This window comes from Flavobacterium sp. (assembly GCF_023151265.1).
GTDB lineage: Bacteria > Bacteroidota > Bacteroidia > Flavobacteriales > Flavobacteriaceae > Flavobacterium.
In genome coordinates this window covers 1-12443 of record NZ_JAKLJH010000077.1, presented here as the reverse complement: position 1 = coordinate 12443, position 12443 = coordinate 1, and the positions used below count along the sequence as shown (strand labels likewise).

The 12443-nt window shown below is 32.1% G+C and carries 14 protein-coding genes; 6 read left to right on the top strand and 8 right to left on the bottom strand.

Annotated elements, in window-relative coordinates; genetic code table 11:
- Positions 1-47 precede the first annotated feature (47 nt).
- Complete coding sequence (locus L6Q46_RS08425; RefSeq protein WP_291283933.1) at positions 48-617, top strand: fasciclin domain-containing protein; 570 nt, start codon at positions 48-50, stop codon at positions 615-617.
- Positions 618-679: 62 nt separating this feature from the next.
- Here the strand turns inward: L6Q46_RS08425 and L6Q46_RS08420 are convergent, their stop codons facing one another.
- The 7 genes from L6Q46_RS08420 to L6Q46_RS08390 all read right to left on the bottom strand — a co-directional run bounded on the left by L6Q46_RS08420 (position 680) and on the right by L6Q46_RS08390 (position 7546).
- Positions 680-1291, bottom strand: a complete 612-nt coding sequence (locus L6Q46_RS08420; RefSeq protein ID WP_291283932.1) for a hypothetical protein — start codon at positions 1289-1291, stop codon at positions 680-682.
- Positions 1292-1297: 6 nt separating this feature from the next.
- Entirely contained in the window at positions 1298-1936 is a 639-nt protein-coding gene (locus L6Q46_RS08415; protein WP_291283931.1) for an alpha/beta fold hydrolase, read from the bottom strand.
- Between the two features lie 38 nt (positions 1937-1974).
- Positions 1975-2301, bottom strand: coding sequence for a hypothetical protein (locus L6Q46_RS08410; protein WP_291283930.1), 327 nt, complete (start codon positions 2299-2301; stop codon positions 1975-1977).
- 5 nt (positions 2302-2306) lie between these two features.
- The gene (locus L6Q46_RS08405; protein ID WP_291283929.1) at positions 2307-3566 is read right to left on the bottom strand and encodes a dihydroorotase; all 1260 of its coding nucleotides are present in this window, start codon (positions 3564-3566) and stop codon (positions 2307-2309) included.
- Positions 3563-5488, bottom strand: a complete 1926-nt coding sequence (locus L6Q46_RS08400) for a BatA and WFA domain-containing protein (RefSeq protein ID WP_291283928.1) — start codon at positions 5486-5488, stop codon at positions 3563-3565. The genes L6Q46_RS08405 and L6Q46_RS08400 overlap by 4 nt, the downstream gene beginning before the upstream one ends.
- 209 nt (positions 5489-5697) lie before the next feature.
- Positions 5698-5991, bottom strand: a complete 294-nt coding sequence (locus L6Q46_RS08395; protein ID WP_291283927.1) for a GIY-YIG nuclease family protein — start codon at positions 5989-5991, stop codon at positions 5698-5700.
- A gap of 208 nt (positions 5992-6199) precedes the next feature.
- Positions 6200-7546, bottom strand: a complete 1347-nt coding sequence (locus L6Q46_RS08390; protein WP_291283926.1) for a DEAD/DEAH box helicase — start codon at positions 7544-7546, stop codon at positions 6200-6202.
- A gap of 189 nt (positions 7547-7735) precedes the next feature.
- Between L6Q46_RS08390 and L6Q46_RS08385 the strand changes: the two genes are divergently transcribed.
- The gene (locus tag L6Q46_RS08385; protein ID WP_291283925.1) at positions 7736-9526 is read left to right on the top strand and encodes a hypothetical protein; all 1791 of its coding nucleotides are present in this window, start codon (positions 7736-7738) and stop codon (positions 9524-9526) included.
- A gap of 28 nt (positions 9527-9554) precedes the next feature.
- Here L6Q46_RS08385 and hemN read toward each other — a convergent pair whose 3' ends face one another.
- Positions 9555-10919 (bottom strand): oxygen-independent coproporphyrinogen III oxidase, encoded by a 1365-nt coding sequence (hemN, locus tag L6Q46_RS08380; protein ID WP_291283924.1) that lies wholly within the window; start codon positions 10917-10919, stop codon positions 9555-9557.
- Between the two features lie 142 nt (positions 10920-11061).
- Between hemN and trxA the strand changes: the two genes are divergently transcribed.
- The 4 genes from trxA to L6Q46_RS08360 all read left to right on the top strand — a co-directional run bounded on the left by trxA (position 11062) and on the right by L6Q46_RS08360 (position 12429).
- Positions 11062-11364 (top strand): thioredoxin, encoded by a 303-nt coding sequence (gene trxA, locus L6Q46_RS08375; RefSeq protein WP_291283923.1) that lies wholly within the window; start codon positions 11062-11064, stop codon positions 11362-11364.
- A gap of 46 nt (positions 11365-11410) precedes the next feature.
- Entirely contained in the window at positions 11411-11800 is a 390-nt protein-coding gene (locus L6Q46_RS08370; protein ID WP_291283922.1) for a rhodanese-like domain-containing protein, read from the top strand.
- Between the two features lie 17 nt (positions 11801-11817).
- Positions 11818-12030: a DUF2892 domain-containing protein gene (locus L6Q46_RS08365; protein WP_291283921.1), complete on the top strand. Its 213-nt coding sequence runs from the start codon at positions 11818-11820 to the stop codon at positions 12028-12030.
- Positions 12031-12096: 66 nt separating this feature from the next.
- Positions 12097-12429 carry a tRNA-binding protein gene (locus tag L6Q46_RS08360; protein ID WP_291283920.1) on the top strand — a complete coding sequence of 111 codons (333 nt, stop codon included), beginning with the start codon at positions 12097-12099 and terminating at the stop codon, positions 12427-12429.
- The last annotated feature ends 14 nt before the right edge of the window (positions 12430-12443 follow it).

Sequence of the window (12443 nt, the reverse complement as noted above, 5' to 3'; positions counted from 1 at the left end):
ATTTTATTTTCAGCGTAAATGCAATTATAAAACTTAAAAATTATAATATGAAAACGAACCAATTTTTTGCTACTGCAATTGTAGCTTTCGGATTATTAGTTGGAACAACTTCTTTTGCTCAAATGAAAGAAAAAACGGTTGAAGTAGGAGGTGCTCCAATGTATCCAAGTAAAAATATTGTAGAAAATGCAGTTAATTCTAAAGACCATACTACTTTAGTAGCTGCAGTTAAAGCTGCTGGATTAGTTGATGTTTTAATGTCTGATGGACCATTCACCGTTTTTGCCCCAACAAATGCTGCGTTTGCTAAATTACCTGCTGGAACTGTTGAAACATTGTTAAAGCCAGAAAATTTAAAATTATTGCAAACTATTTTGACTTATCATGTTGTAGCTGGAAAAATGAATGCTAAAGACATTGATGCAGCAATCAAAAAAGGAAATGGAAAAGCTACTTTAAAAACAGTTAGCGGTGGAACTTTAACAGCATGGATGAAAGGTAAAGACTTATACATTACAGACGAAAATGGAAACAGTGCTAAAGTAACCATTGCAGATGTAAACCAAAAAAATGGAGTCATTCATGTAGTGGATACTGTGGTAACACCTAAATCATAATGCTTAAAATGTTTAGTTTAGTTTGTTAAACGAAAAGCTCTGAATTATTAGTTCAGAGCTTTTTAATTTTGTATATACAATCCTTTATCCATTAAAATTTTTCTAGTGACTGAATATATTACAGTTCCATTCCAATCATTCATATAGTCAACCAAAATATATTTTTTACGGTCTGATTTTGAACTCAAAGAAAAATAGTTTCTGTAGTTTTTAGTTTGTAAATCTTCCCAAGGAATTGAATTGTTTTTAAAATTTATACCTTGATGATCGTATTCAATATTGTTAATTTTAAATCTAATATTACTAGAGAAATCTTGTAAATATTTTCTTGAAATATCATCAAAATAATAGTCTTGAAGACCATCAACAATAGCTACAAATTTTTTAGATAAAGATTTGAGATTGATTCCATAAAATGATTTTAGTCTCAATTTGATTTGCTTACCATTTTGGTCTTCAATATCAATGCAATAAACTCTTCCGAAAGTAAAAGCATATCCATTTAACCATTTGATTCCGAATTTAAATTTAGCTATTGATTCTTTCTCAAATTTTGTAGAATTACCATCAATTCTATCATTATCATCAAACTCCAAGAAATTGGGATGAAATATTAAGTCTCTTTTTCTATCAAAAATATCAGACTTTATAGATATGATTTTTACTTCTTCCAAAAGAAATTATTGTTGTAACCAATTCTTAAAATCATAGAAATTTTGAGGAGCCACACCATGACCCACAGGATATTCCTGATATTTGACTTCTAAACCTAAATTTTCTAATGCTGGTTTTGCTTTACGAGCCCATTCTACTGGAATCACTTGGTCAACCAAACCATGCGAAACGAAGAATTTTAAATGCGAAATGGCTTTCGTATCGATAACTTCTGGCATAATTTCTTGATTAAAATAACCGCTTAGAGCGACTACTTTAGATATTTTTTCAGGATAGGTTAGGGCAGTAGCATAACTTAAAATAGCACCTTGACTGAAACCAACTAGTGTTACATTTTTAGTATCGATTGGATATTGTTTTACGATTTCTTCAATAAAACTAGCAATTAACTCAACCGATTGTTTCGCTTGAACATTATCAGAAAACTTATTTTCATCCGCATCAAAATGAATTGCGTACCAAGCGTGTCCGTAAGGTTGTAAATCATAAGGTGCTCTTACTGAAATTACGTAACTATCATCTGGTAATTCGGTAGCAAAAGAAAATAAATCTTCTTCGTTGCTTCCGTAACCGTGTAATAATAGTAATAATGGATTTTTATCGTGTTTAACTTTTGGTTCTTGAATTAAGTAGTGTAAGTTCATTTTAATGGAAAAGGTTAAAGGTTTATGCGTTTAGAAGGTTAAAAGGATTTGAAAACTTTTTGATATAGTTCTCCCAAAAAAGGAACTATTTTCATTTCGCCATTCAAACAATTTATAAAACCATAAATCCATAGTATGAAAATAAATATCCAAAATGAAGCAGAAACCATCCAATTATCAAAATAACCCACAGGATATCCTAGTAAAAAGAAGGTTAAGAAAATACCTAATGCTTGTCTAATGTGAAAGCTAGCAAATTCACTACGATTTTCATCTTGATTCATAAATATGGCAATTATAGAACCTACAATGGTTAAATAACTTACGATTGCTGTTTGTTTACCTTTATTTATTTCTTCTTTCATATAGATTAATTGTTAATTATCAATTGCCCGTTGTTATAAATTCCAATAGCTTTTCCTTTCATTTTTTGTCCTAAGAAAGCCGAATTTTTAGATTTTGATACGATGTTCTCTTTTTCAAATATCCAATTTTCTTCTGTAGTGAATAGTGAAATATCAGCTTTACTTCCGTTTGTTATTGATGGGTTATCAATATTGAAAACCAGTTTGTTGGCTGTTAATTTGTTAACTATTACTTCAAGTGGTAAAATCGTTAATAAAGCACCAAAAGCGCTTTCTAATCCGATGGTTCCATCTTTGGCTAAATCAAATTCTAATTTTTTAAGTTCGATATCTAGTGGATTATGGTCTGAAGTAATACAATCAATCGTTCCATCTAAAACGGCTTCTACTAAAGCTTTTCTTGTGGCTTCTTCACGTAGTGGGGGCAATACTTTGTATCTCGTGTCAAATCCCATTAATACTTCGTCGTTTAAAACTAAATTGTGAACCGCAACACTACAAGTTACTTTTAATCCTTTGGCTTTTGCTTCTTTAATTAATTTGATGCTTCCTTGAGTTGAAATTGTTGGGATATGTAATTTTCCTCCTGTATATTCTAATAAAAATAAGTTACGTGCCACTTGCAATTCTTCGGCTAAAGCTGGAATTCCTTTCATTCCTAATTTTGTACTTACTGAGCCTTCATTTGCAATTCCAATTCCTTTTAAAGTACTATCTTGACAAAAAGCAATCAACATGCCGTCGAAATCTTGTACGTATTGCAACGCAATTTTTTGAAGATTAGCATTTTGTAAAGCCTTTTTATAATCTCCAAAAGCAATAGCTCCGGCGTTTTTCATGTCGAATAATTCGGCTAAATCGGTTCCTTCGCTTCCTTTAGTTAAGGCTCCGATGGGATATAAAGTTGTTGATTGATTTTTAGCTCTGTCCAAAACAAATCGCACTTGTGCTTGATTATCGATGGTTGGATTTGAGTTCGGTTGTAAGGCTACAGCTGTAAATCCGCTTTTGGCTGCTACTTTTAGTCCGTTTTCTATGGTTTCGCGGTCTTCGTAGCCTGGCTCTCCAAAAGATACCGAGCTGTCCATCCAACCTTTAGAAACGTGTAAGTTTGGAATATTTACTACTTCAAAACCGGAAGTAGTTGCAATTTCTTTTTCTATTTGAGTTATCGTGCCGTTTTCAATTTTAATGTCCATTACTTGGTTGTGAAACGGACTTGAAGCGTCGATAATTTTGGCTTGTTTTAGAATAACTTGTGTCATTTTACAAATTTTTGGATTAGTAGTTCTGTTGTTAAAAATAGTAGTGTTGCGATTATAAACCATTTCCAAATTTCATTGCTTGTGCGTTCAGAAGCAATGTCGTTCAGAACGGTGGATATGTTGTTTACTTTAGTGAAATTCTCAAAATTGGCAGTCGAAACTTTTGTTAAATCGCTTTCCGTTCTTGGATAGTTGAAACTGATTTTCTTTAGCGAATTGTTCGCTTTTATGACATCAAAATTTCCTGCTTCTTCTGGATAATCGCCAAACGATAATTTGCATTTCGTATTCAAAATTTGTTGAATCGGAATGAAACTATAACCATCTTTTTGTACCGAAACGACTTCGTCTTTGGCTAAAATCGTTTCTAAAATTAGGTTTTGGTTTTCACCAATGGTGTAAGCGTTAATTCCTGTTTTGCCTTGATTTTGTCCCATGTTGTAAAAGGTAGGAACAATCAATGGTGCATTTTGGAAGTTACTATTTTGTTTGTTTACAGGTGCGGAAAAAGCGTAAAAAGTTCCCAATCGATTCGTAGTCGAACCCACGAAAACTGAATTGTCTTCGTATTGTAAAATATTCGTAATTCCTGATAAAGTGAAACTTTCTTTTACATTTGGATATTGAAAATTACTCACTTTTTTCTCAAAAACCGTTTGGTACAACGGATGATTAAAGTTGATTTTCGTAATTTGTTTTTCGGAAGTTGTAAGTTGGGAATAATTGAATCCTCCGAAGTTTTTTGTGAAAGCATTTATTAAAGAAGGTGTGTTTTTCGAATTCGGAATTAAAACAATATTACCACCTTTTTCGTAAAATGATTTTAAAGTCGTTCCTAAAGCAACTGGTAAATCTTCTAATTCGTTCAATACAATCGCATCTTGATTTTCGATTTGATTGTAATCTAAAGTAGCTAATTCTGTGCTTTGAAAATTGAATTCATCAGCCGTGAAAATGCGACTTAAGAAATTGTTTTTATCCGAATTTCCGATGGCAATTACATTCGCTTTTTCTGGTTTTGAAATGCTTAAATAATAATCGTTGTCGTAGCTTAAGCTGTTATCCTCGATACTGATATTTCCGTGGAAATCGTTTTTTGGAATGGTGATTGCAATTTCTGTCTTTTGATTTTCAAATTTTGCAATGGTTTTAGCAATCGCTTTGTTGTTACTAAAAATAGAAAGTGGCACTTCATTTTCGGTTTCTCCAAAAGCTTGAAGCGTGATTTTTAGTTCGTAAAATTGATCCAAAACTTGTGAAATTGTAACCTTATCAATACTGATGTTGGTTTTGTTTTGCGCTTCGGGTTGTATGAAATACACGACATTATTTTCGGCTAAATCCAATGCTTTTTTACTTTCGGATTGAATCGCATCGGTAATAATAACGTAGTCTTTTTTGGTATTTTTCTTTTTGGTTTCGACTTGATTAATCAAATAATCCAACTGAAAAGGCATTGCTGAATACTTTAAATTTTGCAATTCTTTTTGAATGGATTTGATATCGGTGTCCCAAAAAACTTCTGAATTCGTAAGTAATGAGAATTGTTGATTTTCAGGTAATTCTTCTAATAAATCTTGAATGCTTCGTTTGAGTAATTCGCCTTTTGCACCTTTGGCTTGCATCGAAAACGAATTGTCTAATAAAATGATGAGTTCGTTTCCTTTGTTTGTGGTGTCTTTGGCGTCAAAAAAGGGTTGGGCAAACGATAAAATTAAACAAGCTAACAACAATAAACGTGTCGCCAACAATAACCATTTTTTTATTTTAGAACTTTTTCGGGTTTGAATTTGAAGTTCTTTCAGGAGTTTTACGTTCGTAAAATATTCTTTTTTAAAACGACGTAATTGAAATAAATGCACCAAAATTGGTATGACCAACAGAAAAAGGAAGTAGAGAATTTCTGGATGTTTGAACTGCATTTATAATTAGAATTTGTCAAAAGTACGAAATTCAATTTAGAATTTAGAAATTAGAATTCAGAAAATGTTGGTTGGAGTTTTTTTGAAACACAGATGACGCGGATTTGAGAAATTTTGAAAATATAATTCCACTATCGTCACTTCGAGTGTTTTTTATAAAATTGCCTTAGCTATTTTATAAAAAATGTATCGAGAACTACTGAAAACAATTATTTCTTAAACTTTTTCTTCGCAAGATTAGGAAGTTCATCATAGTCACCATTGATTAAAGCTTCTTTTTTAGCTCTTGACCATTTTTTAATTTGTTTTTCTTTGTCAATTGCGAATTCGATATTTGTGAATTCCGCATAGAAAACTAATTCCACTGGTCTTCTTGAAGCGGTGTAACAATCTGGAAAGTATGCTGAATCATGTTGGTACATGCGTTGTTCTAAATTGCTTGTTACTCCTGTGTAATAGGAATCATCTGCGCATTTAAGTATGTAGATGTATGAGATTTGCATTAAGCAAAAATAGAAAAAAGTTTTCAGTAGTTCTCGATACAATTTTAGATTTCAAAAACTAAGGTTTTTAAAATCTAAAATCACTCGAAGTGACGATTGAGTTATATTATTTCAGTAGTTCTCGATATAATTTTTAAAAGCAAAAATTAGCATTTTTCCTTTTAAAAATCACTCGAAGTGACGGTAGTTTTGTACTCAGTTGAAAGGATTATTTCTTCTTCCTCTTCTCGTCTCTTTTACGTTCGATGTTTCTATTTCTAGATTCGGTTTTTCTTGGTTTACGTTTTCCTGGTCCGCCAAGGTTTACTTTGGCATTTTTATCTTTTTTCTTGTGAAATGCTTCGCCACCTTCTTTTTTAGGGGTTTTCAATAAGAACTTCATTTTTTTCTTTTCCTTTTCGAAGTCTAAATAGCGTTCTTCTATTTTTAAATCTTCTGGAATTGGAAGTTCTTTAATTTCGGTATTCATTAATAATTCTACCTCAATTTTTGGTTCCACTTCACTTGGCGAAATCAAACTTATAGCAACACCCGTTTTATCTGCACGACCGGTTCTACCGATACGGTGCATGTATTTTTCTGGTTCTTCGGTAAATTGTAGGTTGATAACGTGCGTAATATCGGAAATATCCAAACCACGCGCCATAATATCGGTAGTAACTAAACCTCTTAATTCGCCCCCTTGAAAAGCTGCCATCGTATTCAAACGATAATTTTGCGATTTGTTGGAGTGAATTACTCCAAATTGCTCAGGAAATTCACTTTCTAAAGTTTCGGAAACTAATTCTACAATACGTTTGTTGTTTACGAAAATCAACACACGATCCATTCCTTCTGTTTCACGAACCAAATGTTTCAATAGGTTCAATTTGGTCAAGAAATTCGGAACTTGATATACAATTTGTTCGATTTGTTCTAACGGAGTTCCACTTTGTGCTAAAGAAACTTCTTCAGGAAATTCGAAATATTCATCTAACATTGCATCTACTTCTTCGGTCATGGTTGCCGAAAATAAGATGTTTTGTTTTTTACCACGCATCATCGATAAAATCGAAGTCAATTGCGCACGGAAACCTAAATTTAGGATTTCGTCAAATTCGTCAATTACTAATTTTTGTAATTCATCAAAACGTAAAACGCCATCTAAACCTAAATCCATTACACGACCAGGAGTTCCGACTAAAATATCGACACCTTCTGCTAAAGCTTTTCGCTGTGTATTGATGTTGACACCACCATAAATTCCAAGTGTTCGCACACTCATATATTTGGTTAGTTTTTCCACTTCTTCTGCTACTTGAACTACTAATTCACGCGTTGGAACTAAAATAACTACTCTTGGTGATTCGTTATTTTGAAATTTCCATTGTTTTAGAATTGGTAATAAGTAAGCGAAGGTTTTTCCTGTTCCGGTTTGTGCAATTCCCATCATGTCTCTTCCTGAAAGAATTACAGAATGCGATTTTTCTTGAATAGGTGTAGCGTGAACAAAACCTAATTCGTCTAATGCTTTTTGTAGTGATTTTGGTAAATCGAATTCTTGGAACGTTTTCATAATGTAAATAAAATTGTTTGCAAAGGTACATAATCTTTTTGGAATGATATTTGTGCCTTGTGGCGAGAATAAAGTTATTGTATTTGCTTAATTTTATTAGTACTTTCGATTTTTAAACAATAATTTCGTCCAAGTTTAGTTTTTACTCCAGCTATGAAATTGAAACTTTTTCTTTTTTTATGTATTTGCATGATTTCCTGGAAAGGAAAGGCGCAAACCGTTGATAAAAAAGGGGATAGTATCTCGATTTATCAGGATATTAATGATTTGTCTAGAAAAAGCAAGTTTTCAAGATTTGTGTATAAACTTATTTTTAGAGAATCTGCTTTGAAAGCGGAAAATTTGATTCCATCAAAGCCTAAAAAGGAGGATAAATTAGTAAAAAAACATCAAGAAGGTAAAATTATTCGAAACATTACGATTGAAACGTTAGATCCTTTTGGATTTTCGGTTACAAATGAAAAGAAAGTTCCAAAGCGTAAATTGGAGAAGTATGGTAATTCGGTTCATATTAAAACCAAGGAAGTAACGATTCGGAATATTATGCTTTTTAAAAAGAACGATAAATTAGATACTAAGTTATTGTTAGAATCTGAACGTTTGATAAGAAGTCAGCGTTATATTCGTGAGGTTACGATTGTTCCTGTTGATATTCCAAAAAATAAAGATTCTATCGATATTAAAATTAGAGTTTTAGATTCCTGGACTTTAATTCCAACAGGAAGTTTATCCTCCTCTGAAAGTAGTGCCAAGTTAACCGAACGTAATATTTTAGGTTTTGGGCATTTGATAAGCGGAAATATTAAGAACCGATTTGATACTAAGGAGAGAGCAGTTTATGCTCAGTATTCCATCAATAATATTAAGAATACTTATTTTCGTTTTGATTTGGATTATGCGAATGAATTTAACAATGATAGTAAGCGAAGTGTAAATATCAATCGACCATTTTATTCTGTAATCGCTAAAAATGCTGGAGGTTTTTATTTTGAAAACCGAATGAGAACGGAGCAATTTCCAGTTTTGGATACAATTTCATTGCAAAAAGTATCTTATGATTTTCAGGAATATTGGTATGGTAGAGCTTTTAAAATCAATTCAAAGTCCAATCCAGAACGCTATTTTACGAATATGGTTTTGGCTTTAACCTATAATCAAAAAGTTTTTGGAAGAATACCAGAAGCCACTTTAGATCCTTCCAATTATTTTTCAAATGAAAAGAATTGGATTGGAATGATTGGGGTTTCTAGACAAAAATTCTATCAAGATACGTTTGTTTTCAATTATAATATTACGGAGGATGTTCCGTATGGAGAAAATATTGCGTTAATCATTGGTCATCAAGAGAAAAATAGTAATTCTCGAATGTATACAGGTTTGAGTGTTTCCTACGGAAAAAAGTGTTCGTTTGGTTATGCCAGCGGTTTTGCCGAATGGGGAAGTTTTTATGATGCAGGTTTTACTGAACAAACTACTTTTAAGATGGGCTTGAATTATTTTAGTCCTTTGATTTCATGGGGAAATTGGCGTTTTAGACAATTTGTAAAACCTACTTATGTTTGGGGAAATAATAGAGATGAATCATTTAAAGATCGATTGACTTTACTTGATGAAGATGGCTTGCCAGGGTTTAATAATCGATTAATCGGAACACAAAAATGGTCAATGTCCTTTCAAACACAATCGTATATTCCTGGAAGTTGGTATGGTTTCCGATTTAGTCCATATTTTAACATGACATTTGGTTCTTTGGCAAATGAAAAAGCTTTGTTTTCGAGTAAAGTATATTCGAAATTTAGCATTGGTGCTTTAATCAATAATGACTTTTTAGTATTTAATAGTTTTCAAATTTCGTTTTCGTATTATCCAACCATTCCTTTTGAAGGTGATGGAATAAATAAGTTTAATTCTTTTGAAAATACGAATTTATCATTATATGATTTCCAATTGTCTAAACCAGGGTACATTTTATATGAATAGTTTTTTTGTTTCAGGTTTCAAGTTGAACTTAAATCGTCATTGAGAATAGCTTAGTTTCTGGTGCTTTTCTGATTAATCTTAAATCGAATGCCATACAGATATTTCTAACGAATGGTTTTCCTTTTTCGGTTACTATAATAGTTTCATCTTGAATGCTTAACAAACCATCGTCTTGCATTTCTTCCAGACTAGCTAATACAGATGGTAATTCAGGAAAATCTAAAGTTTTATCTTTCCATGAAGTGGTAAATTGGCACATTAAATTCAAAATATGTCTTCTGATGATTAAATCTTCTGGCGTTAAAACGTGACCTCTGAAAATTGGTAATTGATCTTCGGCTAAATGCGTATAATAATCCTCAATGGTTTTTTCGTTTTGCGCAAAACTGTACCAACTATCGCTAATAGAAGAAACACCTAAACCAATCATCAATTGCGTTTTTGAAGCGGTGTAGCCCATGAAATTACGGTGTAGTTTTCCTTCTTTAAATGAAGTAAACATACTGTCGTTTTCTAATGCAAAATGGTCCATTCCAATTTCATAGTAACCGTTTTGAGCTAGTTGTTTTTTGCCTTCTTCATATAACATACGTTTTTCATCATCTTTTGGTAAATCTTCGTCTTTAAATCCACGTTGACCGTTTCCTTTAATCCATGGCACGTGTGCGTAGCTGTAAAAAGCCAATCTATCGGGTTGTAACGATTTGGTTTTATCAATTGTATCTTTTACATCAGCTAATGTTTGAAATGGTAACCCGAAAATTAAATCGTGCCCAACCGAAGTATAGCCAATTTCTTTTGCCCAAAATGTCACTTTAGCCACATTATGAAAAGGTTGAATACGGTGAATGGCTTCTTGCACTTTTGGTGAATAATCTTGCACTCCAAAACTTACTCTTCTAAAGCCTAAATCGTATAGTGTTTGTAAATGTTGTTTTGTTGTATTGTTTGGATGTCCTTCAAAGCTAAATTCGTGTTCTTCAGCTTTTGTTGCATATTGAAAAATACCATTTATCAAACTTTCTAAATTTTCTGGAGAGAAGAATGTTGGAGTTCCGCCACCTAAGTGAATTTCTTTAATAATCGGTTTTCTTGGAAATAAATCGCAATACAATTTCCATTCTTTTATAACTGCTGTTATGTATGGATCTTCTACTTCATGGCGTTTGGTAATTCGTTTGTTACATCCACAAAACGTACATAAACTTTCGCAAAACGGAAGGTGAATGTATAAACTAATGCCTTCTGAAGCATTTGATTCTTTGAAAGATTGTAAAAGTGTTCGTTTCCAATCTTCTAAATGAAATTTTTCCTCTTCCCAATAAGGAACAGTTGGATAACTAGTATAGCGAGGTCCGGGAACGTTATATTTTTGTACAATTGAGACTGACATAGCAATAGATTTTTAGCACAGTACAAACTTAAAGCGCTTCTGAAAAATAAAAAATGATAATTGTCATGTTAAGTTTGTGTAACAAATATTACAGAAAAAAGATTTTCCAAATCGTATCTTTGAAAGTAAAAAATAAACGATTATGAATCCAAAATTTAATGATATTATTAACGGTAACGATTTGGTATTAGTGGATTTCTATGCCGATTGGTGTGGACCATGTAAAATGATGTCGCCCATATTGCAAGAAGTAAAATTGAATTTAAAAGATGCAGTAAAAATTATAAAAGTGAATGTTGACCAACATCAAGATTTGGCTAGTCATTTTATGGTGCGAGGTGTTCCTACTTTAATGTTATTTAAAGCAGGAAAGATGTTATGGCGACAATCGGGAGTTTTGAGTGCTAGAGATTTAACAACTATAGTTAGTAATCATTTGAATTGATTTTTTTGTATATTTATAAACGAAAACAAACAAAAATATAAAAATAATGAAATTAAAAGTATTGAGTTTGGTCATCCTATTTTTCGGATTGACTTCTTGTTTGAAGAATCAAGCAGATGGTGTTCAAGTGTTGGATGTAGCCAAATATGAAAAAAACATGGCACAACCAGATGTTCAATTGGTTGATGTTCGTACACCTGAAGAATTTGCTGAAGGTCATTTAGAAAATGCAATAAATATTGATGTTACCGCAGATGATTTTGATGCAAAAGTGGCAAATTTAGATAAAGAAAAACCAGTAATGGTCTATTGTAAATCGGGTGGAAGAAGTGCTAAAGCTTCAGCTAGATTAAAAGAATTAGGATTTAAAACTATTACCGATTTAGAAGGCGGAATTACCAATTGGAAAAGCGAAGAAAAACCAACCGTTAAATAAATTTAATACTTTAGATTATGAAGAAAAACATAGGAACAGCTGATCGTTTTGTACGTGTGATGATTGGTGTAATTGCCATAATTCTTGGTCTTTCAGGAATTTTAGAAGGTAATTTAAAATGGATTGCTCTTATTGTTGGAGCCGTAATGATTACCGTTGCATCGGTGCAATTTTGTCCGTTTTATGTATTGTTCGGAATTAATACTTGTAAAGTAAAATCTAAAAAATAAAATTATTTAAAGTCTAATATAAGTATGATTTGCTTCGGTAAATTGTACTTTTTTATTTTATAAAATATGATAACTTGGCATGATTTTGAGAAAGTTGAAATGCGCGTTGGAACTATTATTGAAATAAATGATTTTCCAAAAGCGAATAAACCAGCATTTCAATTAACGATTGATTTTGGTTCGGAATTAGGGATTAAAAAATCATCTGCACAAATAACCAAACGTTACACCAAAGAAGATTTAATCGGCAAACAAATTATCGCTGTGGTCAATTTTCCTAAAAAGCAAATCGCGGATTTTATGAGCGAATGTTTGGTGTTAGGCTCAGTAGGAGAGGAGAACGATATTGTTTTGCTTACTTCTGATATTCCTGTTGAAAATGGGTTGCGCATTGGATAAAAAAAATCCCAAAT